This window comes from Nocardia lijiangensis NBRC 108240 (assembly GCF_001613045.1).
Taxonomy (GTDB): Bacteria; Actinomycetota; Actinomycetes; order Mycobacteriales; family Mycobacteriaceae; genus Nocardia; species Nocardia lijiangensis.
In genome coordinates, this window is sequence record NZ_BDBP01000102.1 from 1 (window position 1) to 26937 (window position 26937).

General features: G+C 69.8%; 27 protein-coding genes. 10 read left to right on the forward strand and 17 right to left on the reverse strand.

Translation table 11 applies throughout. From position 1 onward, the window contains the following. Positions 1 to 1423, forward strand: a 1423-nt coding sequence (locus NL1_RS30125; RefSeq protein ID WP_218024509.1) for a helix-turn-helix transcriptional regulator, incomplete at its 5' end; no start/stop codon positions are given. A 10-nt stretch (positions 1424 to 1433) separates the two neighbouring features. Here NL1_RS30125 and NL1_RS30130 read toward each other — a convergent pair. Both NL1_RS30130 and NL1_RS30135 read right to left on the reverse strand, forming a co-directional pair. Continuing rightward, positions 1434 to 2609 carry an NAD(P)-binding protein gene (locus tag NL1_RS30130; protein ID WP_067846429.1) on the reverse strand — a complete coding sequence of 392 codons (1176 nt, stop codon included), beginning with the start codon at positions 2607 to 2609 and terminating at the stop codon, positions 1434 to 1436. Further along, positions 2606 to 3256, reverse strand: a complete 651-nt coding sequence (locus NL1_RS30135; RefSeq protein ID WP_067846432.1) for a TetR/AcrR family transcriptional regulator — start codon at positions 3254 to 3256, stop codon at positions 2606 to 2608. Before NL1_RS30135 ends, NL1_RS30130 begins: the two co-directional genes overlap by 4 nt. Before the next feature lie 161 nt (positions 3257 to 3417). On the opposite strand from NL1_RS30135, the gene NL1_RS30140 reads away from it, so the two are divergent. The 3 genes from NL1_RS30140 to NL1_RS30150 all read left to right on the forward strand — a co-directional run bounded on the left by NL1_RS30140 (position 3418) and on the right by NL1_RS30150 (position 6380). Beyond that, positions 3418 to 4278 (forward strand): helix-turn-helix domain-containing protein, encoded by an 861-nt coding sequence (locus tag NL1_RS30140; protein ID WP_067846435.1) that lies wholly within the window; start codon positions 3418 to 3420, stop codon positions 4276 to 4278. Positions 4279 to 4361: 83 nt separating this feature from the next. After that, positions 4362 to 5756: an APC family permease gene (locus NL1_RS30145; RefSeq protein WP_067846439.1), complete on the forward strand. Its 1395-nt coding sequence runs from the start codon at positions 4362 to 4364 to the stop codon at positions 5754 to 5756. Between the two features lie 132 nt (positions 5757 to 5888). Beyond that, positions 5889 to 6380, forward strand: a complete 492-nt coding sequence (locus NL1_RS30150; RefSeq protein WP_067846441.1) for an ImmA/IrrE family metallo-endopeptidase — start codon at positions 5889 to 5891, stop codon at positions 6378 to 6380. 62 nt (positions 6381 to 6442) lie between these two features. On the opposite strand, the gene NL1_RS30155 is transcribed toward NL1_RS30150, so the two are convergent. Further along, positions 6443 to 6877: a DUF4254 domain-containing protein gene (locus NL1_RS30155; protein ID WP_245673648.1), complete on the reverse strand. Its 435-nt coding sequence runs from the start codon at positions 6875 to 6877 to the stop codon at positions 6443 to 6445. A 136-nt stretch (positions 6878 to 7013) separates the two neighbouring features. Further along, positions 7014 to 7610, reverse strand: a complete 597-nt coding sequence (locus tag NL1_RS30160; RefSeq protein WP_245673649.1) for a P-loop nucleotide/nucleoside kinase family protein — start codon at positions 7608 to 7610, stop codon at positions 7014 to 7016. A gap of 162 nt (positions 7611 to 7772) precedes the next feature. On the opposite strand from NL1_RS30160, the gene NL1_RS30165 reads away from it, so the two are divergent. Then, positions 7773 to 8270, forward strand: coding sequence for a peroxynitrite isomerase (locus NL1_RS30165; RefSeq protein WP_067846445.1), 498 nt, complete (start codon positions 7773 to 7775; stop codon positions 8268 to 8270). A 10-nt stretch (positions 8271 to 8280) separates the two neighbouring features. Here NL1_RS30165 and NL1_RS30170 read toward each other — a convergent pair whose 3' ends face one another. Further along, positions 8281 to 9600 (reverse strand): serine/threonine-protein kinase, encoded by a 1320-nt coding sequence (locus NL1_RS30170; protein ID WP_067846450.1) that lies wholly within the window; start codon positions 9598 to 9600, stop codon positions 8281 to 8283. A 194-nt stretch (positions 9601 to 9794) separates the two neighbouring features. Here NL1_RS30170 and NL1_RS30175 point away from each other — a divergent pair, with 194 nt between their 5' ends. Continuing rightward, positions 9795 to 10937, forward strand: a complete 1143-nt coding sequence (locus NL1_RS30175; protein WP_067846453.1) for a BTAD domain-containing putative transcriptional regulator — start codon at positions 9795 to 9797, stop codon at positions 10935 to 10937. Positions 10938 to 11042: 105 nt separating this feature from the next. Continuing rightward, positions 11043 to 11384: a peptidoglycan-binding domain-containing protein gene (locus NL1_RS30180; RefSeq protein WP_067846457.1), complete on the forward strand. Its 342-nt coding sequence runs from the start codon at positions 11043 to 11045 to the stop codon at positions 11382 to 11384. Between the two features lie 48 nt (positions 11385 to 11432). Here NL1_RS30180 and NL1_RS30185 read toward each other — a convergent pair whose 3' ends face one another. From NL1_RS30185 to dxr, 5 genes are all read right to left on the reverse strand, one after another. After that, complete coding sequence (locus tag NL1_RS30185; protein WP_067846460.1) at positions 11433 to 13220, reverse strand: penicillin-binding transpeptidase domain-containing protein; 1788 nt, start codon at positions 13218 to 13220, stop codon at positions 11433 to 11435. 73 nt (positions 13221 to 13293) lie between these two features. After that, on the reverse strand, positions 13294 to 14085 hold the full coding sequence (locus NL1_RS30190) for a GNAT family N-acetyltransferase (protein ID WP_067846527.1): 792 nt from the start codon (positions 14083 to 14085) through the stop codon (positions 13294 to 13296). A gap of 141 nt (positions 14086 to 14226) precedes the next feature. Further along, the gene (gene ispG, locus NL1_RS30195) at positions 14227 to 15384 is read right to left on the reverse strand and encodes a flavodoxin-dependent (E)-4-hydroxy-3-methylbut-2-enyl-diphosphate synthase (RefSeq protein ID WP_067846463.1); all 1158 of its coding nucleotides are present in this window, start codon (positions 15382 to 15384) and stop codon (positions 14227 to 14229) included. A 153-nt stretch (positions 15385 to 15537) separates the two neighbouring features. Next, positions 15538 to 16734, reverse strand: a complete 1197-nt coding sequence (locus NL1_RS30200) for a M50 family metallopeptidase (protein ID WP_067846466.1) — start codon at positions 16732 to 16734, stop codon at positions 15538 to 15540. Positions 16735 to 16919: 185 nt separating this feature from the next. Then, complete coding sequence (gene dxr, locus NL1_RS30205) at positions 16920 to 18089, reverse strand: 1-deoxy-D-xylulose-5-phosphate reductoisomerase (protein WP_067846469.1); 1170 nt, start codon at positions 18087 to 18089, stop codon at positions 16920 to 16922. 125 nt (positions 18090 to 18214) lie between these two features. Between dxr and NL1_RS30210 the strand changes: the two genes are divergently transcribed. Both NL1_RS30210 and NL1_RS30215 read left to right on the forward strand, forming a co-directional pair. After that, the gene (locus NL1_RS30210; protein ID WP_067846472.1) at positions 18215 to 18484 is read left to right on the forward strand and encodes a DUF2631 domain-containing protein; all 270 of its coding nucleotides are present in this window, start codon (positions 18215 to 18217) and stop codon (positions 18482 to 18484) included. Positions 18485 to 18703: 219 nt separating this feature from the next. Continuing rightward, on the forward strand, positions 18704 to 19645 hold the full coding sequence (locus NL1_RS30215) for a dihydrodipicolinate synthase family protein (protein ID WP_067846475.1): 942 nt from the start codon (positions 18704 to 18706) through the stop codon (positions 19643 to 19645). Between the two features lie 11 nt (positions 19646 to 19656). Here the strand turns inward: NL1_RS30215 and NL1_RS30220 are convergent, their stop codons facing one another. Then, positions 19657 to 20613 (reverse strand): LysR family transcriptional regulator, encoded by a 957-nt coding sequence (locus NL1_RS30220; protein WP_067846478.1) that lies wholly within the window; start codon positions 20611 to 20613, stop codon positions 19657 to 19659. Positions 20614 to 20705: 92 nt separating this feature from the next. On the opposite strand from NL1_RS30220, the gene NL1_RS30225 reads away from it, so the two are divergent. Continuing rightward, complete coding sequence (locus NL1_RS30225; RefSeq protein ID WP_067846481.1) at positions 20706 to 21131, forward strand: DUF5997 family protein; 426 nt, start codon at positions 20706 to 20708, stop codon at positions 21129 to 21131. On the opposite strand, the gene NL1_RS36965 is transcribed toward NL1_RS30225, so the two are convergent. From NL1_RS36965 to pyrH, 6 genes are all read right to left on the reverse strand, one after another. Beyond that, a complete protein-coding gene (locus NL1_RS36965) occupies positions 21128 to 22765 on the reverse strand; it encodes a serine/threonine-protein kinase (RefSeq protein ID WP_084511136.1) in 1638 nt (545 codons plus the stop codon). The genes NL1_RS30225 and NL1_RS36965 overlap by 4 nt on opposite strands. A gap of 16 nt (positions 22766 to 22781) precedes the next feature. Further along, entirely contained in the window at positions 22782 to 23891 is a 1110-nt protein-coding gene (rlmN, locus tag NL1_RS30235) for a dual-specificity RNA methyltransferase RlmN (protein ID WP_067846484.1), read from the reverse strand. Between the two features lie 148 nt (positions 23892 to 24039). Then, a complete protein-coding gene (locus tag NL1_RS30240; RefSeq protein ID WP_084511138.1) occupies positions 24040 to 24411 on the reverse strand; it encodes a LapA family protein in 372 nt (123 codons plus the stop codon). A 70-nt stretch (positions 24412 to 24481) separates the two neighbouring features. Continuing rightward, a complete protein-coding gene (locus tag NL1_RS30245; protein WP_218024510.1) occupies positions 24482 to 25480 on the reverse strand; it encodes a phosphatidate cytidylyltransferase in 999 nt (332 codons plus the stop codon). A 45-nt stretch (positions 25481 to 25525) separates the two neighbouring features. Beyond that, positions 25526 to 26083: a ribosome recycling factor gene (gene frr, locus NL1_RS30250; protein WP_067846533.1), complete on the reverse strand. Its 558-nt coding sequence runs from the start codon at positions 26081 to 26083 to the stop codon at positions 25526 to 25528. 50 nt (positions 26084 to 26133) lie between these two features. Continuing rightward, positions 26134 to 26862: a UMP kinase gene (gene pyrH / locus NL1_RS30255; RefSeq protein WP_067846487.1), complete on the reverse strand. Its 729-nt coding sequence runs from the start codon at positions 26860 to 26862 to the stop codon at positions 26134 to 26136. Between the last annotated feature and the right edge of the window lie 75 nt (positions 26863 to 26937).

The following is a 26937-nucleotide window of genomic DNA, read 5'->3' on the forward strand; positions in this document are numbered from 1 at the left end:
GCTGGAGGCGCTGCTGCTTTCGGCGCGCTGCGAACGCATGCTCGGCCGGGTCGACCGGGCGCGGGCGCTGCTGGCCGAGGCCGCCGAGCTGCCGCTACTGCCCGGTGACGGACCCGTCCAGCTCGAGCTGGCCATCCTCGAGTTGCAGGATCATCAAGACGCCGAGGGGCAGGCGCGACTGGACGCACTGTTCACTTCCGACGCCATCACCGATCCTGCGGTGCGCGCGGCCGCGACCGCGCTGCGCTGCCTCGGCGCGGTGGCGGAGCTGCGCATCGAGGCGGCCCGCGCGGGATTCGAGCAGGCCGACCGGGAATTCGAGCGACTCGACGACGGCAAGCTGCGGGAGGTGGTGCACGCGACGCCCGCGCTCGGCTGGTCGGCGTACTTCCTCGACGCGCAGGCAAGAGGCCTGGCGCACCTCGACCGCGCGGTGCTGGTCAGCCGTCGTTTCGGGCGCAGCTACGCGCTGGCCGAATTGCACACGGTGCGCGCCTATTGCCTGATGAAGCTGGGCCGCGTCGGCGAGGCGCTGGCCGCCGCCGAGGACGCCGACGACCTCGCCCGCCAGTTCGGCTATGCCGATCTCATCCCATTCGCCGGTGCGCTCACACTCCGTGCGCTGCAACTGACGGCGCCGCGCGAAGACGTGCTGCGGCAGTGGAAGGCGCTCTCGGAGCAGCCGCAACCGGTGATGCGCTGGTGGCGGCAGGTGGTGGAGTCGACGGTGCACGAGGTGGGCGTGCGCCTCGGCGTGCTGGATCCCGGCGTCCAGGTCCCGGTCGGCGATCGGCCGGGCCCGATGCGGCCGACCCAGCTCGCGCGGTACGCGAATCTTGCTCTGGGCAACGGGGATCGGGACACCGCCCGCGTACTCGTCGATCGCGCCGAGGCGGACGCCGCCGGCCTCGGGCTGCCGAGCCAGCTGGCGGCCGCGTCCCTGGCTCGCGCCGAATACTGCTGTGCAACGGATGATCTCGATTCGGCCGAGACCGCCGCGACAGCCTGCGCCGCACAGTTCGCTCGAGCCGAGATGCCGATCGACGGCGCTCAGGCGATGCTGCTCGCCGCGCAGATCGCCGGGCGGCGCGGGGATTTCGCCCTCGCCACCCAGCGTCTGGCCGGTGCGCGCGAGACATTCACCGCCGCGGGTGCGACTCAGCTGGTGGCCGCGGCGACCTCGCTCCAGCGCCGCCTGGCCGGTGGCCGCACCCCCGGCGGGTCGACGACGCTGACGGCGCGCGAGCGTGAGGTCGCCGAACTGGCCGCGCGCGGCCACCCGAACAAGGAGATCGCCCAGCGGCTGTATCTCAGCCCGCGCACCGTCGAGGATCACCTGAGCCGCATCCTGCGCAAGCTCGGCCTGACCGGCCGCGCGGGCATCGCGCACAAGCTCGGCGAGCTCGACGCGCCGAGGACCTAGACCTTCACGGTCAGACCACGGTGGATACGCCCGCGCCCGAACGCAGCGCGGCGGTCGCCTCGCGCGCGGCGTGCACGGCGCTGTTGATCGAGATCTCGGCGCGCATCCCCGGGGCGGCCACCATGTCGCCCACGAGATAGATATGGTCGCCGCGATCGACGGCGGGACGATCGCGCCAGGTGCGGCCGGGCAGATCCAGTGCGCCCGTGCGGTTCTTGGCGGTGGCGGTCCGCTGGAAGGTGACGCGGTCGCGCCACTCCGGCACGCACAGGTCGGCGAAGTCCTGCAGCCGCTGATGCGCGCCGCGCGGGGATTCGCCCTCGTGCACCGGCATCTGGAGCTGGAACAGCGACTCCCCCGCCGGGGCGATCGTGTCGTCCTGCATGGTGTAGCTCTCGTGGAAGCCGCCCTCGTCGAGATCGAACACGAGCGAGCGGTCGCGACGGTCCCTGGTGACGGCGATGTCGAGCAGAGCGCAGTAGCCGCCGGCCCACGTCAAGCTGTCGTCACCGAGCAGGCCGCGGGCCGCGTTGATATCGGTGGCCACGATCACCGGACCGTCGGTGGGCAAATGGTCCACGCGCGAACCGGTTTCGATGACGACGCCGAGCTCGGTCGCGCGGACCGCCATGCGATCGACCACCCGCTGCCAGCCGCCGCGGACCCACCGCACGGCGGGAATGGGCGCGCTGAACACCCGCTGGAACAGCTCCCACACGAACGCGGCCGAGAGACGGCCGGTGTCGGCGTCGTAGGTGACCACGCTGATCGCGTTCGCCATCCGGTCCGCCGCCGCCTCACCCCAGCGACCCGACGCCCAGGTCCGGAAGTCGACGTCGACCGGTGCGGTGAGCCCGAGTCGCGCCTGGGCGCGCAGCATCCGGACGGGCGGCAGCTTCCGGAGGCGGCCGTCGACGCGGAAACCCACCTTCGTCGCGTCCGACATCGAGGGCCAGCCGAGGTCGGCCACGAAACCGCGTTTCTTCAGCCAGGTGTAGTGCGGTCCGTCGGCGTAGAACACGTGCGCTCCCTCGTGCGCGATGTGCGGCGCGGCCGTGGCCCGCGCGCGGCCGCCCAGTGTCCGGTGCGCCTCGTGCAGCCGGACCGCGGCGCCCTCCTCGGCGCAGGCGATGGCCGCGGTGAGACCGGCCAAGCCGCCGCCGATGACGGTGATGTGTGTGTTCACGATGCTTCCTCTCCTCGGTGGCCCGCCCGTTCCAGCCGGGCGGCGACCAGCTCCGCAGTGGCACGCAGGTAGCGGTCTTCGTCGACGGACGCCGGGTGGTCGCCGTCGAAGATGTCGCGGATCAGCCAGAAATGCGCGAGCGCGCCGACGAGCACGGCGGCCGTCGGCGCCCAGTCCTGCTCGCCGCCGCCCGGTCCGGCCAGCTGGGCGAGCGCCCGCGTCACCACCGACATCACGACGCCGTACTCCTCGCGCTGGAAGACCTCCAGCACGCCGGGGTCGATCGAGTTGTCGCGCAACAGGATCCGGGTCACGTCGCGATCGTGGTTCAGCCGCTCCAGACCGACACGACACAGCGCGAGGAGCCGGTCGACGACCGTTCCGCCCGGCGTCGCCGCGTCGAACAGCGCGACGAACGAGAAGTCCGGGTCCAGGAAGGTCTCCCATTCCGCGCGTTCGGTGAGCCGGGTGCGCACCGCCTCGACCAGCAGCGCGTCCTTGGATCGGAAGTGCCGGTACAGCGCACCCGATCCGCCGGAAAGCCCAGCGGCCTGTTCGATCTGGGCCACCGAGGTCCGCGCGAATCCCTGCTCGCCGAACAGCCGAAGCGCCTCGACGATGATCCGCTCCCGTGACGTCCTGCTCATCCACCCTCCGGTCGTGCACCGCTCCGTAAGTAACCACTTACTTACATTGAAGGCGAAGACCCCGCGGTGCGCAACCCCCGATTCCGGACGCGCCGAAAACCCCTGAGAACGCGGCGAACACGGCGGTAGGCTGAGGCGCTGTCACCACGAAAGGATTTGGGATGGCGGGCAAGCGCACGGTTCTCACCGCCGGTCTGCGCCGCCTCGCGGCGCTGCTGACCGAGATGCGCGACACGGTCGGGCTCAGCAAAGAGGAAGTCAGCGGGCGGACGGGGATCAACGTGACGACCCTGTACCGGATCGAACAGGCCCAGGCGCGTCCGCAGCGCCGCACCCTGAACACGCTGCTCGACCTCTACGAGGTGGCGCCCGACCGGCGCAAGTACGCGCTGGATCTGCTGTCGGACGCGCAGAAGCCCGGCATGTCCCGGCCGTGGGAAGCCAACCTGACCGAGGTGTACGCGGCATACATCAACTTCGAGTCCGAGGCGCTCTCCGCCCGCCACTACCAGACCTCCTTCATCCCCGGCCTTTTGCAGACGCCGGATTACGCGGGCGCGGTGATCGACACGTCCATGCCGAAGGTCGAGACCCCGATCATGGAAAGCCGCGTCCATGCCCGGCTGAACCGAGCGGCGGTGCTCGACAAGGAGAAGCCGCTCGAACTGTGGGTGGTGCTGGACGAAGCGGCGATCCGCCGGGTGGTCGGCGGATCGGCGACCATGTGCGGCCAACTCCAGAAGCTGCTGCAGGAGAGCAAGCGGAAAAACGTGATCCTGCAGATCCTTCCGTTCGACGCGGGCGCGCACCCCGGCATGGCGGGCTCGTTCACGCTGCTCGATTTCGAGGACCCCAACGACCCCGAACTGGTCTACGTGGAGGGCATCGCGGGCGACACGCTGCTCGAACGCCACATCGAGGTCCGCCGCTTCGGCGTGATCTTCGACCAGCTCCGGGCGATGGCGCTGAGCCCGCGCGATTCCGTCGCGTTGATCGAGGAGATCGCCGCCGGAATGAGCTAGCGTTCCCGGGTGTTCCGGCGACTGGCTCGCCGGAAGAATGGGTACTCGAAGGTCCCCTCCGCAACCGCGCACAGGAGTCTCCGATGGCCGATGTGACCGCCGAATCGCCCGGTACGCCCGAACCAAGCCTGCACCGGGTGATGGGCCCCGGCCTGCTGCTGTTGTTCATCGTCGGCGACATCCTCGGCACCGGGATCTACGCACTCACCGGGCGAGTCGCCGCCGAGGTCGGCGGCGCGGTGTGGGTGCCGTTCGTCGTCGCGTTCCTCGTCGCGCTGATCACCGGGCTGAGCTATCTCGAGCTGGTCACCAAATACCCGCACGCCGCGGGCGCCGCCCTCTACACGCACAAGGCGTTCGGTATCCACTTCTTCACCTTCATGATCGCGTTCGCGGTGCTGAGTTCCGGCATCACCTCGGCCGCCACCGCCTCCCGCGCGTTCGCGGCGAACTTCGCCGAGGCCTTCGAATTCGAGGTCGGCACCGGGATCGCGATCACCGCCGTCGCGCTGGCGTTCATGGCCGTCGTCGGGGCGATCAATCTGCGCGGCGTCAGCGAGGGCGTCAAGCTGAACGTGCTGCTCACCTGTGTGGAGCTGACCGGCCTGCTGATCGTCGTCGCGATCGGGCTGTGGGCGCTCGGCTTCGGCGACGGTGATTTCAGCCGCATCACCGAATTCCAGACCGGCGACCGGACCGCGCTCGGTGGCGTGATCGTGGCGACCACGCTGGCCTTCTACGCGATGGTGGGTTTCGAGGACTCGGTGAACATGGCCGAGGAGTGCAAGGAACCGACCCGGATCTTCCCCAAGGTGCTGCTGACCGGATTGTTCGTGACCGGCACGATCTACGTGCTCGTCTCGATCACCTCGGTCGCGCTGGTGCCCCCCGACCAGCTCGGCGAAGGCGACACCCCGCTGCTGCAGGTGGTCGAAGTCGGCGCACCCTGGTTCCCGACGCATATCTTCGCGTTCATCACCATGTTCGCCGTGGCCAATTCGGCGCTGATCAATATGTTGATGGCGAGCAGGCTGCTGTACGGCATGGCGCGACAGAGCGTCGTGCCGCGCGCCTTCGGCCACGTGCACGCCCGGCGACGGACCCCGCAGATCGCGATCGCCTTCACCACACTGCTGGCCCTCGGCCTGATCGGATTCGTCGGCGAGGTGCCCGAACTCGGCGGCACCACCGCGCTCTTGCTGCTCGCGGTGTTCACGGTGGTGAACGTGGCGGTGCTGGTGCTGCGGCGGGATCCGGTCGCGCACAAACATTTCCGAACACCCACCGCATTGCCCGTGGTCGGGGCGCTGTCCTGCGGGTTCCTCGTGACGCCGTTCACCGACCGCAACCCCGATCAGTACGTCATCGCCGGCGTGCTGCTGGCCATCGGCGTCGCGCTCTGGGCGGTGAACCAGCTCGCGATCCGGTTCCAGCGCACCGAGCCGACGACGCCCGCAACACCCACGCCGGAGCCCTGATCCGGACGCTGTTCGCGCAGGTGACCACGCCGACCCGTCGCGCGGAACACGGTCGGCCGCAGCCGATCACGTCTCCGATGTGACCGATCACCGGGATGACGCGGGGCGGTGGTGTCGGTAGAGTGAGCGCCGATGACCAGCATGGAAGCCCGTTTCGGCGACGCTACCCGGACGGTGCCGCTGCCCAGTCCGTGGAACGTCAACGCCTACCTGGCCGAGGTGGCGGCACACCGCGGGCGCTCCATCTCGCTGCGGCCGGTGCCCGCCGAGATGCTGGCCGAAAACGGTTGTCGCGGTAAAGGTCTGTGGGTCGCGCGCAAATACGACGACATCATCGTGTACGACGCCGAGGCCACCGATCGCAACGCCGACCACATCATCCTGCACGAGATCGGGCACATGCTGCTCGGGCACGGCAGAGACGACTCCGAGCCCGCCGCGCCGCTGTCGCCGAAGCTGGCCGCGCTGGTGCCCTCGATGGCGGCGCAGCACATCTTGGGGCGCAACGAATTCGGCGCGCAGCGGGAGCAGGAGGCGGAGGTGTTCGCGGACATGACCATGGTGTACGCGACGCTGCCGCGGCGGCGCGGGCGCGGGTTCCGGCTCTTCGGGCGCGGGCGCTAAGACTTTCGAGCGCGGGCGCTGGGGCTTTCGAGCGCGGGCGCTGGGGCTTTCGAGCGCGGACGCTAGACGCCGTCGGGCACCCTGCGCGTCCCGGCTTGCAGCGCGTCCACCAGATCCTGGTAGATGTCGGCGAGTTCGACGACTTGCAGCCACGCGTCGTAGAACACCGGGTCCGGGGCCGCCGCCAGCGGGACACACGCGTGCGCGGTGAGCTGCGCCAACCGGTCCACCATCCGGCCGACGGTCTCGCCGTGCGGGTGCGCGGCGCCGCCGGGTACCGGCGTCGCCAGCGTCATCCACCGGTCGATGGACCGGACCAACTGGACGCGCCGCCGGTCCAGCTTCGCCATCTCGCGGGCGGGCGTGCGCTCTCGCAGCACGTGCAGCTGCGCCAGCTCGCCCGCTGCGTCCAGCATCGGGTGGTCGTCGTGCGGGAACCCCCGGCAGGCCGCGACGAGCTGCTCCTTGCCGGGGACCATCCAGTTGTCGGTCGTCACATCGCACCGCCTCCCCGCGCCACCATGATCTCCGGATTCTCGCCGCGGCGGGAAGCGGGCAATCAGACCGCCCACTCCGCCCGCGTGTGCCAGGCACACCAGAGATGTACCACCCGCGGCCGAATTGCGAGGCGCTTCATCCGATATCGATGACCTGCGCCTTCGTGGCGAAGGCGGCTATCTCGTCCAGCCCGGGGCGGTACGCCCCCGTCGTGTCCACCTCGAGGGCGGGGCCGTCCATCCGCACCCGCTGGAAGGCGTCGTGGCGCGCGGCGAGCACCGCCCGATCCGGTTCGCCGGGCGCGGAGTGGACGCGCCGCAGCGGCTCGTCGCGCCTGCGGCGCGCGATGCGGGCCACCGCGGTCTCCTGATTCACGACGCAGTGCAGAAACCGGAGATCGGCGAGCGCGGTCAGCGGCTCGAGCCCCGGCCGCCACAGCCGGTCCTGGAAGGCAGCCTCGGCCACCGTGTCGACGCCCGCACGCACCAGGACGCCGAGCACCTCGAAGAAGGTGCCGAGGGTGCGCAGCGCGAGCTCGTCCTCCGGCGCGGGCTGGAACGCCTGATCGGCGTGCGCCATGCCCTGTTTGATCTCGTCACGACTGACGACCGGCCACCCGACGGCGCGGCCGACCGCGTGAGCCAAGGTCGTCTTTCCCGAGCCAGGCGGACCGCTGACGACGACCAGCCGCGGGCGTCGTCCGGCGCGAGCGAGTTCGTCGGTATCCGTCACGTGGTCCGAGCGTACGCAGCGAAACCGTGCGGAGCAGGCGCGCTCGACCGGCTCGGGCGCACCGCTCGGCGGCAGCCTCGCGACCGGCGCACGCCGCCCCAGGTCGGTGCAATTTCGGGACTCGGGGCGCACGGCGCCGGGCACGGGTTTAGGCTGTCCGCCGTGGTCGCACCCCAACCGTCCGTCGCTCCCCATCCGGATATCGCACCTCTCGCCTCGTTGCTCGGCACGTGGCGCGGCAGCGGGCGTGGTGAATACCCGACCATCGAATCGTTCGACTACCTGGAGGAGATCCGGTTCGGTCACCTGGGCCGCCCGTTCCTCACCTACCGTCAGCGCACCCGCGCGGCCGATGGCAGCAGGTCGATGCACGCCGAGACCGGCTACCTGCGCTGCCCGCGGCCCGATCGCGTCGAGCTGATCCTCGCCCACCCGACCGGCATCACCGAGATCTGCGAGGGCGGGCTCACCATCGCCGACGGCGAACTGCACATGGAGTTCGACTCCACCAGCATCGGGCGCAGCAGCACGGCGAAGCTGGTGACCGCGCTCGGCCGGTCGTTCCGTGTCACGGGCGACACCATCGACTACACGCTGCGGATGGCCGCGGTCGGCGAGCCGCTGACCCACCATCTGGCCGCCACCCTGCGCCGAGCCTGACCCCGCGGGCTCAGGGCGGGCCGATCGTCACACAGGACTCGAACTCGCCGCCCGCGTCGCGATAGCGCGGCCACCGCATCGCGCCCGAAGTCTGCGGCCCGAACACGCCGTCCTTGTCGACGCCGTGCAGGTCCTGGACGTAGAGCACGGCCAGGCCGGTCGCGGTGCTGTAATCGCCGTCACCGTCGGCCAGCTCCCGCTGGTAGCACCGGCGCAGCGCCTCCTGGAGCGCGCGTACGCCCTCGATCGGCGCGGACCTCGGCGCGGTGGGGCCACCCGGGTGAGAGTCGACATAGGACAGGATGCAGCGGCGCCCGCCGTCGTTCGTGCTGGGCAGCACGACGTGGTAACCGTCGCCGGTCGGCACCCGGGCGGTGAAGAAACAGCGCGGCGAGACCCCCGTGCTCGTCGGCTCGGGGTTCGCCCGCGAGCCGGGATCCGCGCGCAGCGACCACAGCACGGCCGCGCCGGCGAGAACCAAGGCGACGGCCGCACCCGCCGCCACCCGCCCGCGCGTGCCGAACCGGCGCTTCGGTTCGGCACGCACCGCCCCGGCCAGCGCCGCCGCCAGCTCGCCGCACGTCGGGTAACGCTTGTCCGGATCTCCCTCCATGGCTTTGGCCAGCACCGCACCGATGCCCGCTGGCAGCGGCTCCGCACCGGCGACCACCGCGCCGGGCAACCGGCCGGTCAGCAGTTCGTAGCAGGTGACGCCCAGCGCGAAGACATCCGCGCGCCGGTCGACCCGTTCACCGGCGCGTTGCTCCGGGGGCGCGTAGGGCTCGGTGTAAGCCCTGATGCCCGTGTCGGTCTGGGTGGCAGCGGGATCCGTCCGGCGCGCGATGCCGAAATCCCCGACAAGCACCCGGTCCGCGCCCGCGTCGCCCGGCGCGACGAAGATGTTGGCGGGCTTCACATCCCGGTGCACGACATGGTGTTCGTGCGCGTAGTCGAGGGCCTTGGCCGCCTCGGTCACGATGTGCACCGCGCGGCCGACCTCGACGCCCGAGCGCCCGGCCTCGATCAGCGCCGTCGCGTCACCGCCCGGCACGTACTGCATGGACATCCACAGTGTGCCGTCTTCCTCGCCGAAGTCCTTGACGTCCACGATGTTCGGATGATCCAGACCGGCCGCCAGCTGCGCCTCGCGCCGGAACAACGCGACGTACTCGGGGTCGTCGCGCCCCGCACCGACCACTTTCAGCGCCACTTTCATCGGTAGCGTCGGGTGCTTGGCGAGATACACCGTGCCCATTCCGCCGGAACGGAGCCGACGTTCGATCAAATGACCCGCGAACACCGAGCCTGCGATCAACTCCGGAGCCACCACCCTTCGCGCACCTCCCTGTGCTACCGCATCCGTGAGATCGGCACTCCACCCGTGCGAACAGCCCTGCGCCCGCGGAGCGGTGTCCACCCGAAGGGTCCGCCGCCGACCGCGGGCGATGCGTATGCTGAATCCACTCACCGTCGGCTTCGCTTCGCGAGACGACTTGGCGCGCAGTGTAGTTGGGAGGAATCGAGGTGGCCACCGCCGGTCCCGATCGGCCCTCGCTCGACGTGCGAATACTCGGGCCGGTACAGCTGCTGGTGGACGGACTGCCCATCCCGTTGTCCGGCGCGAAACCGCGTGCGCTGCTGGCACTCCTGGTCGTCAACCGCCGCCGGGCCGTCCCGAAAACCGCGCTGATCGACGCGATCTGGGGCGACGACCCGCCGCAGCGCGCCATGGACGGGCTCTACGCGTACGTGTCGAACCTGCGTACCGTTCTGCGCGGAGCCGGAGTTCCCGACCGCGACGTCCTGCGCACCGTCGACGCGGGCTACCTGCTCGACCTCACCGACGAGCAGTGCGACGCAGGCCGCTTCGAGGCGGCACGCACCCGTGGCGCCGCGGCCGCCCGCAACGGCGACGCGCGCACGGCCGCAGCGTGTTTCGCGGCGGCGCTGGAGGAGTGGAGCGGTGACCCGGTGACGGGCCTGCACGAACTCGGCTTCGCCGCCAACTTCGCCACCGACATGACCGAGCGCAGATTCGACGTCCTCCTCGACCGGCTCGCCGCCGACGTCGCCGACGGGCGCGCGAGCGCGGTGATCGGCGAGCTGACCGCATTGGCCACCGAACGCTCTGTGGACGAACGCGTGTGGCGACTGCTGAGCACGGCGCTGTACGTGTCCGGACGGCAGGCCGAAGCGATGGCCGCGTTTCTGCGGTTGCGCCGCAACCTGGCGGACGAACTCGGCGCCGATCCGCAGCCGGAGACCGTGGAGCTGGAGGACGCGGTGCGCAACCATCGGGTGCTTCCGGAGCCGCCGTCCACCCGGGGCGCCACCACCCGCGACGTGCCGAGCATCCGGCGCCGGGCCTGGCTGCGCGTCGGCGACGGCGACGGCGAGCGAATCCAGGTGCCGCCCGCGGGGTTGCGCATCGGCCGCGAGCCCGACAATGACATCGTGCTCGACGACGCGCGAGTCAGCCGCAAGCATGCGCGCATCCTGCACCGCGACGAAGGGATCTTCATCAGGGACCGGGATTCGGCCAACGGTGTCTATGTGAACGAGGTGCCGATCCGTGCCGACACCGCGCTCGCGGACGGTGACGTCATCCGGGTCGGCTCGACGCGGCTGCGATACGGGGCGAGCGAGGAACCCGCGCCACCGGCCTGACCAGGCGATTGCAGAAAGTCTCGAGAATCACCGAAGGCGCGGGCCATAGCTTGCTGATCGGGAGCGCCGCTCCCGAATTCGAGCACTCGACAAGGGATGGTTCCCATGACTTCTCGTACACTCATCGCCGCCACCGCCCTCGCCACCGGTCTCCTGACCGCGACCGCGACCGCGTGGGCCGCGCCCGCCGGGACCGACAGCGCCCCCGCCGAGCGCGGCAAAGGCTGCGGCTACAGCGATTCGCTCTCGACCATCAGCAGCGGCAGCCGCGGCGACGCCGTCCGGCAAGCGCAGTGCCTGCTGCAGCTGCACGGCTACCGGGTGTCGATCGACGGGGCGTTCGGGCCGGACACCGATGCGGCGGTACGGGATCTCCAAGCCGCGTACGGTCTGAAGATCGACGGAGTGGTCGGGCCGGACACGTGGACCGTGTTGTACTCCTACTGATGTCGCGGGCGTCGCCGCTGCGGCGGCGGCGCCTCCTCGGTGCGGCGATCAGTAGCCCGTCGGCAGCGCAGCGAACATGTCGCGGGTCACCGCCACCGCGTGGTCGGAGCTGCCGCCCTTGACCAGCAGCGTCGCGAAGGCCATGTCGCCGCGGTACCCCACGAACCACGAGTGCGAGCCGCCGTCCACCTCGGCCTCGCCCGTCTTGCCGTACACCTCGCCCTGATCGGCGATGCGTTCGGCGGTGCCGCCGGTGACCACCTTGCGCATCATGGCGCGCAATCCCGCGAGCACCTCCGTCTCGATCGCGGGCCGTTCCCCTTCGATCACGGTGGTCCGCCCGGCGATCAAGTACGGCACCGGCGCGGCGCCGTGCGCGATGGTCGCCGCCATCACGGCCATGCCGAACGGGCTGACCACCACCTTGCCCTGCCCGATGCCGTCCTCGGTGCGCTGCACCAGTCCGTCGGCGGGCGGCACCGATCCGGACGCGATGGGCAGTCCGACCACCGAATAGTCCTGGCCCACACCCAGTTTCGCGGCGGTCTCGTGCAACGCGTCGCCGGGCAGCTCACTGGCGAGCTTGGCGAAGGAGGTGTTGCAGGACCGTTCGTAGGCGGTGGCCATCGGCACGCTGCCAACCGTGAAGTGGTTGTAGTTCGGAATGGTGCGCTCGCCGATGATGATGCTGCTCGGACAGGGCAGCACGGTGTCGGGCGTGGCGAATCCGGCGGCCATGGCCGCCGCGGCGGTCACCGTCTTGAACACCGAGCCGGGCGGATACTGGCCGATGGTTGCCACCGGTCCGTCCCGGTCGGCCTCCGTGTTCTGCGCGACCGCCAGGATCGCGCCGGTGGAGGGGCGCAGCACGACCATCATGGTCTGGTCTGTGCGCACGTCGACGGCACGCTGGGCGGCGTTCTGCACGTAGCGGTCGATGCTCAGCGCGAACGACGGCGCGGGTTGCGCGGGCACCTCGGTGAGCACGGCGGTGTCGGCGCCGTGAGCGTTCATGGTGACCACGCTCCAGCCCGACTTGCCGTCCACCTCGGCGATCACGGTCTTGCGCACCTGCGTCATCAGATCGGGGGCGAAATCGCGATCGGTGGGGACCAGGTCCCATTCCTGGGTCAGCGTCACGCCGGGCAGCCCGATGAGATCGGAGCCGACCTGGTTGTATTCGACTTCGGTGAGCAGCAGCACTGTGTAGGCGCCGGTGGTGTTCTTCGCCGACTTCAGGATCGCTTCGGGGGTGAGCCGGTCGTCGAAACGCGACAGCGCCCGGGACAGCGCGGCGGCCACCGCGGCGGGGTCGCGCGCGTCGGCGGCGGTGAAGGCGACGCGAGACACCTTGCCCGGCACCAGGACATCGCTGCCGGATTGCTCGTTCACCCTGGCGCGCGGGGCCGGATTCGCGCGCAGCTCCATAGTCTGGGTGTCACCGAGTTCGGGGTGGATGTTCGACGACGTCCACCGCACCATCCAGCGTCCGCCGCTGCGACCCATCTGCAACTGGCCGGTGTAGGTCCAGATGCGGTCCTTCGGCAGGCGCCACTCGTAGGTGTAGTCGACGGTCGCGGTGTCACCGGTGACCCGGGCCGCGCCGGTCCGCGCGGTCAACTGTTCGGCCTGTAGGTTCTGCCACGCGGAAGTCAGTGCGGCAGTGGCCTTCTCGGGATGGCTGGTGAGTTCGCCTGCCGCGGCAGCATCGTGGTCGGCGAAGGCCGCGACGAAGGCGTCGGCCGCGGGCGCGGGGCCCTGCGGACCGGGCGAGCAGCCCGCCGCCGCGGCGGCGAGCACCGCGACGGCCAGCGGAATCAGCATGCGTGTCGACATTGCTGCCGATGGTACTGGCCAACAACGGGCAAACACCTGCGGCGCACCGTTTCTCGGTGATACCACCGAGATCTCAGTCCAGCAGGACGGTGGCGAAGGTCGCGATCTGGTGGAATCCGACCCGGCTGTAGGCGCGGCGGGCCACGGTGTTGAAGTCGTTCACGTACAGGCTCGCGGTGCGCCCGGAGGCCACCACGGCGTTGGCCACCGCCGCCGTGCCACCCGTGCCCACGCCTTGCCCGCGCCGATCCGGGTGTACCCACACGCCCTGGATCTGGCCGGTGCGCCGGGACAGCGACCCGACCTCGGCCTTGAAGACCACCTCGCCGTCCTCGAAACGCGCCCAGGCCCTGCCGGATTCGATGAGGTTCTGGATGCGGCGCCGGTAGCCACGGCCGCCGTCGCCCGCCCTCGGGTCGACGCCGACCTCCTCGATGAACATAGCGATCGCCGCTTTCAGGTAGCGGTCCAGCTCGTCGGGTCGCGCCCTGCGGACCTGCGGGTCGGCCGTGGCCAGCGCGGGCTGGCCGAGCGCGAGCAGCGGCTGGGTGCCGCGCAGCTCTCGCTCCGGCCCCCATCGTTCGGTGAGCATCTCCCACAGCGGCAACGTCAGCTCTTGGCGACCGACGACCGAGGAACACACCCGCGGCCAGCGCGCCGCGCGGTCGGCGAACGCGCGCAACGCGTCGTGGTCGCCGCGCAGCGGCACCAGATTGGCGCCGGAGAAGCAGAGGGATTCGGCGGGGCCGCCGCGACTCCACAGCTCACCGTGCCCGCCCCTGGCGTCCAGGCCGAATTCCTGCAACCGGGCCGCGATCATGCACGAGGCGACAGGATCGCTATCGAGCACTCGCAGGACCTGCATCAGATCCCGGTTGGCGAGTTGACGCGCTGGGGCGAACTTGGCCCGTCGCGTCGGCTCCAGCAGACTCCGCACACTCGACAGCCTGCCACGAACTCGGCCGATGCGGTACGGGTATCCGAAACCCGCTGGTCCCGGCCGGTCTCAGCTGACGGTGACGACCGGCTCCCCCGCGCCCGCGTGCTCGCCCATGTCTTCGGCGATCCGCATGGCCTCCTCGATCAACGTCTCCACGATCAGATGCTCGGGCACGGTCTTGATCACCTCGCCCTTGACGAAGATCTGCCCCTTGCCGTTGCCCGAGGCCACACCCAGATCCGCTTCCCGTGCCTCACCGGGACCGTTCACCACGCAGCCCATGACCGCGACCCGCAGCGGCACTTCCATGCCCTCCAGACCCGCGCTCACCTCGTTGGCCAAGGTGTAGACGTCCACCTGCGCGCGGCCACACGACGGGCACGACACGATCTCGAGCTTGCGCGGCCGCAGGTTCAGCGACTGCAGGATCTGACCGCCGACCTTCACTTCCTCTGCGGGCGGCGCGGACAGCGACACTCGGATGGTGTCGCCGATCCCCTCGCTCAGCAGCGCACCGAACGCGACGGCGGACTTGATGGTCCCCTGGAACGCAGGACCCGCCTCGGTCACCCCAAGATGCAGCGGGTAATCGCACTGCGCGGCCAGCTGACGGTAGGCCTCCACCATGATCACCGGGTCGTTGTGCTTGACCGAGATCTTGATGTCACCGAAGCCGTGTTCCTCGAACAGGCCCGCTTCCCACAGCGCCGATTCCACCAGCGCCTCGGGGGTGGCCTTGCCGTACTTCTCCATCATCCGCTTGTCCAGCGACCCGGCGTTCACGCCGATACGGATCGGGATCCCGGCGGCGCCCGCGGCCTTGGCGACCTCTTTGACCCGGCCGTCGAACTCCTTGATGTTGCCCGGGTTCACCCGGACCGCGGCGCAGCCCGCGTCGATCGCGGCGAAGATGTAGCGCGGCTGGAAATGAATGTCGGCGATCACCGGGATCTGCGACTTACGCGCGATGGTCGACAGCGCGTCGGCGTCCTCCTGGCGCGGACAGGCGACTCGCACGATGTCGCAACCCGAGGCGGTGAGCTCCGCGATCTGCTGCAGCGTCGCGTTCACATCGTGGGTCTTGGTGGTGGTCATCGACTGCACCGAAATCGGGTGGTCACTCCCCACACCGACACCACCCACCATCAACTGACGGGTCCTGCGGCGGGGCGCGAGAACGGCCGCGGGTGCGGTCGGCATCCCCAGTCCGATTGTGCTGGTCACTTTCGGCTGCCTACTTTCGTTCATGTGCTGCGGGCCGTTCGCCTACCGAGCTTAGCCGCGCCCGGTGGACCACCACCCTGTGACGCCCGTGACACGGCCTGACAACGTGCTGTCCCGCGATTGCCCGCGACAGGGTACCCCGCCAGGGAGAACTCAGGGAAACAGCCGGATCGGGTTCACGATGTCGGCGGCCAGCGTCAGCACCATGTATGCGCCGCCGAGCGCCACGGCCACGTAGGTCGCGGGCAACAATTTCAGGTAGTCGACCGGCCCCGCGGGCGCCAGGCCGCGCCAGCCGCGGACGGAGTTGCGGAGCTTCTCGTAGAGCACCACCGCGATGTGACCGCCGTCCAGCGGCAGTAGCGGCAGGATGTTGAACGCGCCGAGGAAGAAGTTCAGGCTGGCGAGCATCAGCACGAACACCTGCCACAGGCCCGCCTGGGCGCTCTCGCCGCCGATGCGGCTCGCCCCGTAGATGCTGACCGGAGTCTCCGGGTCGCGCTCGCCGCCGGTGACCGCGTCCCACAGCGCCGAGACCTTGGCGGGCATCTGCGCCAGCGACTGGAAGGTGCGCACGAACAGGTCGCCGGTGAAGGAGGCCGCGGCGGGGATGGCCGTGACGACGTTGTAGCTCTCGACCGGCGGCACATCGAGGGTGACGCCGACGGCGCTGACCTCGGTCTTCAAGCCGTCCTTCGTGTAGCGCGCGACCTGCTGCGGCGCGACCGTCACCTGCACCCGCTGTCCGGCGCGGTCCACGGTGTAGGTGATCGGACCCTGCTGCTTGCGCGTCTGCTCGGTGAACTCCGCCCAGGTGTCGACCGCGACGCCGTTCACGGCGGTGATGGTGTCGCCGGGCTGGAGTCCGCCCTGTTGCGCGGGGCCGAGGCCGGTGCACTGCTGCAGCGTCCCGTCGGGGTTCGCGTCCGCGACGCAGCTCAGGCTTCCCACGGTGGGCGTCGGCTCGTCCAGCCGCGGCAGGCCCCACCCGACGGCCAGCACCACGATCAGCAGGAAGCCGAGCACGAAGTTCATGACGATGCCGCCCACCATCACCACCAGGCGCTTCCAGGTCGCCTGCCGGTACATGGCGCGGTCGAGTTCCTCCGGGCGCACCTCGTCCAGGGCGGTCATGCCCGCGATATCGCAGAAGCCGCCGAGCGGGATGGCCTTGAGGCCGTATTCGGTCTCGCCGCGGTGGAAGGACCAGAGGGTGGGCCCGAAGCCGATGAAGTAGCGGCGGACCTTCATGCCGGTGGCCTGAGCCGCCCACATGTGTCCGCATTCGTGCAGAGCGACCGAGATGAGGATGCCGAGCGCAAACAGCACGAACCCCATGGCGAACACCATTTGCTCTCCAGCCTCCTGCGTTGCGCAGCTCGTCGACATCCCGCGCACGCGGGCCGGCACGGCCGCGAGCACCCCGAACCACAGTAATGGACGCCGATGCTCGACGTCCGCACCCAGCCTGCGCGCGGCCGGAGCACCTTCCTCAGTCTGCCAGCGCCCGGTCGCGCGCGTCGGATCCCGGCAAGTCAGGCTCCGACGACACGCCGGGCATAGTCACGCGCCCAGCTGTCGGCGGCGAGCACCTCGGCCAGGCTCTGCGGCTCGGCCCGCCACTGCTCGGCCGCCTCCACCGCACGGGCCACCGTGCGCACGATCGCCGGAAAGCCGATGAGACCGTCCAGGAACGCCTGCACCGCGATCTCGTTGGCGGCGTTGTAGACCGCCGTCACGCTGCCGCCCGCGGTGCCCGCCTGCCTGGCCAGGTCGACCGCGGGGAACACCTCGTTGTCCACCGGTTCGAAAGTCCAAGTGGCGGCGGCGCCGAAATCGCAGGGTGCCGCCGCACCGGGCACCCGGTCCGGCCAGCCGAGAGCCAGCGCGATCGGCAGCTTCATATCCGGCGGGCTGGCCTGCGCCAGCGTGGACCCGTCGGTGAAGGTGACCATCGAGTGCACGATCGACTGCGGGTGCACGGTGACATCGATGCGGTCGTAGGGAATCCCGAACAGCAGGTGCGTTTCGATCAGCTCCAGGCCCTTGTTCACCAGTGAGGCCGAGTTCAGCGTGTTCATCAGACCCATCGACCAGGTCGGATGCGCCTTGGCCTCGGCGGGGCTGACGGATTCGAGCATCTCGGCGGTCCAGCCGCGGAACGGCCCGCCCGACGCCGTCAGCACCAGCCGGTCGACCTCCTCGGCGCGGCCACCCCGCAGGCACTGCGCCAGCGCCGAATGTTCCGAGTCCACCGGCACGATCTGGCCGGGCGCGGCGGCGCGGGTCACCAGCGAACCGCCCGCGACGAGTGATTCCTTGTTGGCCAGCGCCAGCCGGGTACCCGACTCCAGGGTGGCCAGGGTCGGCTCCAGACCGAGCGAGCCGACCAGCGCGTTGAGCACCACGTCGGCCTCGGTGCGGCGCACCAGTTCGGTCACGGCGGCCGGGCCTGCCAGCGGAATGTCCAGCGCCGCGGCGGCGGCCGGATCCGCGACGGCGACATTGCGGGTCCCGGTGGCCGCCATCTGCGCGGCGAACAGCTCGGTGTTGCCTCCGCGCGCGGCCAATCCGACCACTTCGAACTTGTCGGGGTTGGCGGCGATCACCTCGAGCGCCTGGGTACCAATGGACCCGGTGCTGCCGAGTAGCAGGACTCTCACGATGTCGGACACCCAGCCATTGTGGCCTACCGCGCGGGGCATCTCACCGTGCGGATCGAACGCGGCCCGACTACCAACGACGCGGCGTCGTATGTCACGATATCGAGCAGTAGCCCCACCGAGTGTGTACCGGAATGTTCGGTACCCGAACCACCTGAGGAGCGATCGTGGCCGCCACGGACATCGAACCCGCCAACAACGAGCGCGCCGTCGTCACTCACGTGGACACCGCCGAGGTCCCCTCCGCGGAGTGGGGTTGGAGCGGCGAATCGCGTCGCACCTTCCGCATCGCGGGCTGGATCGTCGCCTTCATCCTGGTGGCCATGATCATCGGCAACCACAAGGGCATGGTCGAGGACCTCTACCTGGTCGGCTTCGCCGCGCTCATCGTGGTCATCCTGGTGCGCGACACGATCCTGCGGCGCAAGCCCCGCTAAGCGGCGCGGGCAGAGGTAAGCCTGATTCTTCGCGGCCGCACCCGGTCCACACCGGTGTGCGGCCGTTGTCACGTCTCGATCAGCCGTTCCGCCGGGCCTACCGCGGATCACCGCCTCGGCCCATCTGTGCGCTGTCCCAACCGAGTTCGCGCGACCGCAGTCTGGATCCGGGTCCGAGAGACTGATCAACTGCCGTGTCGATGTGGAAGAGTGCCGCAGATGACAGTTGGACAGTCGGCGCAGCATGGTCCACGGTGGCCGGGCACGGTCGAGCTGAACCCGATCATCGCCACGGTCACGCCGTTCACCCGTGACCACGCGGTCGATACCGGGGCACTGCGCGAGTATCTCGGCTTTCTGCACCGAGCGGGCGTGCCTGCGCTCTTCGTCAACGGCACCACCGGCGAGTTCGCGAGTCTGACCGTCGCCGAACGCAAAAAGACCCTCGAGCACACCCGCGACCAGTGGCCGGGGCACCTCATCGCCCATGTCGGCGCCTCCGCGTATGGCGACGCGATCGACTTGCTCGACCACGCCCACCATCACGCCGACGCCGTCGCCGCCATCGCCCCCTACTTCTTCGCCGGTCCGCCGGACAACGGGCTCCACGACTACTTCGGGATGCTGCTGGCCCGTACCGAACTGCCGATGCTGCTGTACAACTTTCCGCGCCACACCCAAACCCCGATTTCCCCGGCGCTGCTCGGCACGCTCGCCGCCGAGTATCCGATGCTCGCCGGCATCAAGGACTCGGGTGGTGCGCTCGATGTCACCCGGGCGTTCACCTCGACCGGTCTCGCGGTTTTCTCGGGCAGTGACAGCGTCGCCACGCGCGTCCGCGAACTCGGGGTGCAGGGCATCGTCTCCGGCGGCGGCAATCCCGTGCCCGAACTCCCTGTGCGCATCGCCGCCGCACTGCGCACCGCCGACGAGGACGCGGCGGCTCGATGGCAAGCCGTGTTCGACGAATGTCGCACGCTACGCCACGATTCAGGACTTTCCGATATTTCGTTCGTCAAAGCCGCTCTCGCCGAACGCATTCCCGGATTCCCGGTCGGCGTACGCAGCCCCCTCGTGACCGCGTCCGATGCAGAGAGCGCCGACATCCGCACGCACTTGCGCCACAAAGTGCTGCCCCGCATCCTCGAGGGCCTGCAGTGAGCGCCTACAAATCAGCGACCGCGTCGCTTGCTCGATTTCCTCGCGCCCGAGGAGCGCGCCGCGGACATGCTCTTCCCGGCCGATTTCTGCTGTGACGCAGGCTTTTTCGCCGTCGTCCGCTTCGCCTGCTGCTCGGTGTGGGTCGACGGTGAGCGCGAACTCCTTTCGGAGCGACCGCGCACCACACCGACGAATTCCTCCACCAGCTCGGTGGTCTCGGCCGTGGGCCAGGCCAGGGCGATCTCGGTGTCGGGATGATCGGTGACGGTCCGGTACACCAGATCGCGGCGGGCGTGCAGGCGCGCGATGGAGTGCGGGACGATGGCGAGTCCGACACCGGCGGCGACCATTTCGAAGACGACCGCCGCCGCGTCCAGGTCTGAGGCGTCCTGCAGGCGTTCGTCGGCCAGCTCCGCCGCGCCTACCTCGGAGAACAGCGAGATCGGGTGGTCCTTGGGCACCACGACGACCGGCACCTCGCGGTACAGCGGAATCGCGCTGAGCCCTTCGCGGTCGATGGGCAGGCGCACGAAGCACATGTCGACCCGGCCCTCGCGCAGGGCGGTCAGCTGTTCGGCCGCCGCGAGCGGAACGGTCTCCAGCCGGACGTCGGGGAACCGCTCACCCCAGATCCGCTCCCACTTCGACACGGTGACGCCGGGCACGAAACCCACTCGGAGACCGGTCCCGGCCGCCTCGGGTTCCGGCCGCGCCGCGGCCGCCTCCGCCCGGGCAATGACCTCGCGTGCGGCGGCGAGCAGCTCGCGTCCCTCGTCGGTGAGCTGGGTCGGCTGGGCGCCGGGAACGAACAGCTTCGTGCCGAGTTCGTCTTCCAGGTCGATGACCGTCCGGCTGAGCCGCTGGCGCGCGATCCCGAGGGCTTTCGCCGCGCGCGCGAAATGCAGTTCCTCGGCCACCGCGACGAACCAGCGCAACCGTGCGACGTCGATCGACTCCACCTGACTCATTCGACCAAGGGTATTGCACGGCGCACGCGGCTCCGGACGGTCACCGCGCAGGCTCGGACGGGGGCGGTCCGGCGGTCGACTAGGCTGTCCCGGTGAGCCCGGACAAGAAACCGCAGATGATGAAGCCGCTGACCGCGGCCGACAAGCTCGGCATCTACCTCCCCGCCGCGCCGGAGGAGTTCCGGAACTCGCCGATCTCCCGCGCCGACCTCGACCGGTTGCGCACCGATCCCCCGGCCTGGCTCACCGAACTGCGCCACACCGGCCCCTTCCCGCGCGACGTCACCGCCCGCAAGCTCGGCGTCTCCAACAGCGGCCTGACCCGCGGCGGCGTCTCCGACGCACTGACCGCCGACGAGATCGCGGCCCTGCTCGCCGATCCCCCTGAGTGGCTGATCCGCGAGCGCGAGAACTACGAAGCCGTGATCCGCGAGAACGAGCGCGTCAAGGCGAAGGAAGCCGAGCGCCGCGCCACGACCAACCGCCCGGCCAAGAACCGCTTCGGCACAGGAAGCTAGAGCGGGGCGTCGCGGACCTTCGCGGCGAGTCCGTCGTCGAAGCGCGTGGGGCCGAAGAAGGTGAAGACCCAGCGGTCTCGGGACTGGTCGGAGAAGGTCGACAGGATGAGCGCGGACTCCCCGTAACCGTCGTTGTAGGTGAAGCGTTCGTCGGTTCTGGTGCCCTCCGTGCTGGAGCCTCCGGACTTCGCCCGGGACTTGAAGGTGGTCACCGCGCGCCGCGCCGCCTCGGCGCTCGGGAAGGTGTAGAAGTCGTACGCCAGCTTCGCGCCGCTCCCCAGCAGGCATTCCCAGCGCGCCTGCCAGTGGTCGAAGGCCGATTCGTCGCCCTTTTCGGCGCGCCAGTCCTGCCATTCGGACGCCGGACGACAGGACGCGCCGTTGTAGCCCGTGCCGCTCTCGCGATTGCCGCTCGGCAGCATCTGCGGAAACGCCGCCGACAACGCCGACAGGTCCTTGTGCCCCTTCGAGCGCCCGGTCACCTGGGACACCCAGGTCGAGTCGTCGGTCCACACGAAGGTCCCGCACCCGGCGAGCAGGGCGAACACGATGCCCAAGATCACCAGGAGCACCTTCGCACCGGAGCCGCGCCGCGGTGGCGGAACGGGCGGACGGTACCCGGCGGCGGGGACAGCGCCGTAGCCCGGCGGATAACCCTGCGGCACACCGCCGTTCGCGTAGTGCGGTGCGGGCTGGGCGTAGCGCGGCGGGTGCGCCACCGGCATCGGGTTGGGCGCCGAGCCTTGCGGGCCCGGCACCGGATGCGGACGCGGCGTGGGTTGCGCGACGGCGTGCGGCGCGCTGGCAGGCACGCGCAACGCCTGCTGCACGGCCGTCGCGAACTCCGTGCAGGAATCGAATCGATCCGCGGGGCGCTTGGCGAGCGCGCGATCGAGCACCGCGTCCAGCGCGGGCGGCATGCCGTGCCGCACCGAGCTCAGCGGCGGAGGCGGGAGCTTCAGGTGTCCCTGGATCACCGCGACGGCCTGCGGGGAATCGAACGGCACGGTGCCCGACAGCAGCCAGTACAGGGCGCAGGCCAGCGAATACTGATCGGTCCGGTGATCGAGTGCGGCGCCGGTGAGCTGCTCCGGCGAGGCATAGGCGAGAGTGGCGGTGAAGGTGCCGGTCTGGGTGAGCTGCCTGGTGTCCTCGCGCGGGCGGGCGATGCCGAAATCGGTGAGCAGCACCCGCTCCTGCCCGGCCGAGCGGGAGAGCAGGATGTTGGCGGGCTTCACGTCGCGATGCAGAACGCCCATGCGGTGCGCGTAGTCCAGCGCCAGCGCGGTCTCGGCGACGATCTGCGCGGCCCGCTGCGGCGGCAGGGTGCGCGGGTCCACCGAGGACGCGTCCACGCCGTCGATGAACTGCATGGAGATCCACAGCTGCTCGTCCTCGATGCCGCGGTCGAAGACGGTCACGATGTTGGGGTGATCCAGCTGGGCGACCAGATCGGCCTCCCGTTCGAAGCGCGCGCGAATCTCCGCGTCGGAGAACAGCTCCCGGTTCAGCAGCTTGAGCGCGGTCTTGCGGGGCAGCCGCGGGTGCGCGGCCAGATACACCGCGCCCATGCCACCCTGGCCCAGCAGTCGTTCGATGGCGTAGCCGGCGAAGACGTCACCTGGCTGCAGCAATGGCCCCCCTCGGGATTCAGTTCTCGGCGGCCAGCTGCCCACAGGCGGCGGCGATCTCCTGACCGCGGGTGTCACGGACGGTGCACGGCACGCCCTGGGCGTTGACCCTGCGGACGAACTCGCGCTCAACGGGCTTCGGGCTGGCGTCCCACTTGCTGCCCGGGGTGGGGTTGAGCGGGATGACGTTGACGTGCACGCGCGAGCCTAGAGCCTTGTGCAGCTTCGCGCCGAGCATGTCGGCCCGCCACGGGTGGTCGTTGATGTCGCGGATGAGCGCGTACTCCACCGACACCCGGCGACCGGACTTGTCGGCGTAGTAGCGCGCCGCGTCCAGTACCTCGGCCACCGGCCAGCGGTTGTTCACCGGCACCAGGGTGTCGCGCAGTTCGTCGTCGGGAGTGTGCAGCGAGACCGCGAGGGTCACCGACAGATCTTCGTCGGCCAGCTTGCGGATGGCGGGGGCCAGGCCAACGGTCGACACCACCACATTGCGCTGTGAGATGCCGAGGCCGTCCGGCGCGGGCGAGGTGATGCGGCGTACCGCGGCGACCACGCGTTTGTAGTTGGCCAGCGGTTCGCCCATGCCCATGAAGACGATGTTGGACAACCTGCCCTCGCCGCCTGCCACCTCGCCGTCGCGCAGCGCGGCCGCGGCCGCGCGCACCTGGTCGACGATCTCGGCGGTGGACAGGTTGCGGTTGAGCCCGCCCTGGCCGGTCGCGCAGAACGGGCAGGCCATGCCGCAGCCCGCCTGGCTGGAGATGCACAGGGTGTTGCGGTCGGAATAGCGCATGAGCACGCTCTCCAGCAGCGTGCCGTCACCCGCCCGCCACAGCGTCTTGCGGGTCTGGCCGTCGTCGCAGGCCACGTGCTTGACCACGGAGAGCAGCGGCGGGAACAGCGCCGCGCCGATCTTCTCCCGCACCGGCGCGGGCAGATCCGTCATCTGCTCGGGATCGGCCTGCAGCCGACCGAAGTACTGCCGGGCGATCTGGTCGGCGCGGAACTTGGGCAGGCCGAGCTCCTCGACCGCGGCGCGCCGCCCCTCGGCATCGAGATCGGCGAGATGCCGCGGCGGCATGCCGCGGCGCGGAGCATCGAAAACCAGGGGAAGGGAGGCGGTCATAGTTGTTCCAGTCTCTCATCCGCCCCTGGCTCCCGAATGCTCAGGCCGAAACAGTGCGCGAGGACACAGGCCCGTCACCGCCCAGATCGCGCGCGGCCTCCTGGATCAGGTCGGCGATGGCGTGCGGCGAGCACGGAGCTGACGGCGGTCAGTGCTTGGCGGCGCGGCGCAGCTGCAGGATGCGCATGCCGCCGACCAGGGCCATCACCAGCGCCCCTGCGATCACCGAGAGCAGCACCGCGACGCCGATGGGCAGGTTGAACTCCCAGAAGAACAGGCTCACCCGGATGGTCTCCAGGTTCTGGAGGATGAAGATGAGCACCACGACCAGGATCAGTGCGCCCGTCACGAGCCCGACCCAGGCGTAGCCGGTGCGCGAGGAGATCGAGGGCTTGGCGCCGGTCATGGCGGGCTTGGTCGCCGGCGGTGACGACGGAGTACGCGGCGTCGGCGGGGTTGCCCCGCCGGTCGGCTGGTCGCGCCGGCTGGCCTCCGGCTCGTGCTCGGCATTCGTGGGCATGCCTCGATCATGGACGATCGCTATCGCGGTCGCCGGGATTTGGCGCCATGTTGCCCGCGGGCCGCACCCGTCAGAGCAGGGTGCTCAGCACCAGCCAGGAGACGAACGCGGAAGGCAGCATCGAATCGAGCCGGTCCATGATGCCGCCGTGCCCTGGCAGCAGGGTGCCCATGTCCTTGATGCCGAGTTCGCGCTTGATCTGCGATTCGATCAGATCCCCGACGGTCGCGACCAGCACCAGCCCGACACCGAGCACCACGCCGATCATCGAATTCGCGTCGAGCAGCAGGGTGACCGTCAGCAGACCGCCGATGACGCTGAACACCAGCGAGCCGCCGAAACCCTCCCAGGACTTCTTCGGGCTGATCGACGGCACCATCGGGTGCTTGCCGAACAGCACGCCCGCCACATAGCCGCCCACGTCGGAGCAGACCACCAGGATCATGAACGTCAGCACCCGCAGGTTGCCGTCGGGCTCCAGCAGCAGCAGCGTCGCGAACGACGCGAGCAGCGGGATCCAGGCGAGCGTGAAGACCGCGATCGCCGTGTCGCGCAGGAAGTTCCGCGGCGCGGTCTGCAAGCCGTGATCGAACAGGCGCCACACCATGCAGGTCAGCGCGGTGGCCGCGAAGGCGCCCGCGACACCGCTCGCGCCCCACGGCCACCCGAGCCAGAACACCGCCTGCCCGCCGACGATGAGCGGGATGCGCGGGACGAGCACGTCCGCCTCGCGCAGCCGCTTGGCCACCTCCCAGGTGGCCACGCCGACACCGGTCGCGGCGACCGGGATGAACACCAGCGGCGCGAACAACAGGATCGCGATGAGCGAGAGGCCGAGCCCGAAGCCGACCGCGAGCGCGGCGGGCAGATTCCGACCCGCCCGCGACGTCGTGGCGGCGGGCACCGGGACCACGGGCTCGGCGGGCACGGAATGGTCGGCGTGGAACTGTCCGGCCGCGAAGTCACCCGAATGGCTCCGGGTCGTTTCGTCGGCACCGCTCCCCGGCGTCGGCTCCTCGGCCGCACCCGTTGCGGCGGCATTGTCGGCCACGATTGTCCCGTCGCTCACTCGTTGTTCCTCGTCCCCCGCCCGTGCGGGCCCTCGGATCTGTAATCAGACCTCGAGCAGTTCGGCTTCTTTGTGCTTGACCAGCTCATCGATCTGGCTCACATATTTGGCGGTGGTCTTGTCGAGCTCCTTCTCGGCGCGCCCGACCTCGTCCTCACCCGCCTCGCCATCTTTCTGGATGCGCGAGAGTTCGTCCATGGCCTTGCGCCGCACATTGCGGATCGCGACCTTGGCGTCCTCGCCCTTGGCCTTGGCCTGCTTGACCAGCTCACGGCGGCGTTCCTCGGTGAGCTGCGGGATGCTGATGCGCAGGATGTCGCCGTTGTTGGTGGGGTTGACACCTAGATCCGAGTTGCGGATCGCGGTCTCGATCGGGCCGAGCTGATTGGCCTCGTACGGCTTGATCACCACCATCCTCGGCTCGGGCACCGTGATGCTGGACATCTGGGTAACCGGGGTGGGCGATCCGTAGTAGTCCACGACGACCCGGGAGAACATGCCCGGATTCGCGCGTCCGGTTCGGATGGTCCCAAGGTCGTCCTTCGCTACCGAGACGGCCTTCTCCATCTTCTCCTCGGCATCGAAGAGCGCTTCTTCAATCACGACCGTTTCCTCCACAGCGTCGTCATCGTCATGAACCGCGGGTCGCGGCGTCAGGACCGAACCAATGTGCCGATCTTCTCACCAGCGACCGCCCGGGCAATATTGCCCTTCGTCAACAGATTGAACACCAGGATGGGCATCTGGTTGTCCATGCACAGGCTGAAGGCCGTGGCGTCCGCGACCTTGAGGTCGCGCTCGATGGCCTCTTTGTGCGTGATCTCGGTGTACATCGTCGCGGTCTCGTCGACCCGCGGATCCGCGGTGAAGACGCCGTCGACCGCCTTGGCCATCAGCACCACGTCGGCGCCGATCTCCAGGGCGCGCTGCGCCGCGGTGGTGTCGGTGGAGAAGTACGGCATGCCCATGCCCGCGCCGAAGATGACCACACGGCCCTTCTCCAGGTGGCGCTTGGCGCGCAACGGGAGGTACGGCTCGGCGACCTGGCCCATGGTGATCGCGGTCTGCACCCTGGTGTCGATGCCCTGCTTCTGCAGGAAGTCTTGCAGCGCAAGGCTGTTCATCACGGTGCCGAGCATGCCCATGTAGTCCGAGCGGGCCCGCTCCATGCCCCGCTCTTCGAGCTCGGCACCGCGGAAGAAGTTGCCGCCGCCGATCACCACGGCCACCTGCACACCGGTCTCGACGATCTCGGCGATCTGCTCGGCGACGGTCTGCACGACGTCCGGATCCAGGCCGACCTTGCCGCCGCCGAACATCTCACCACCCAGCTTGAGCAATACCCGGCGATATCCTGGGCGGTCGGTCCCCGGGTCCGTCATCGGTGCTCTTCTCCTTCGGCGATGGTGATGTTCTCAGCATGGTGAGACAGCAGGGGCGAAGCGGATAAGTTTGCG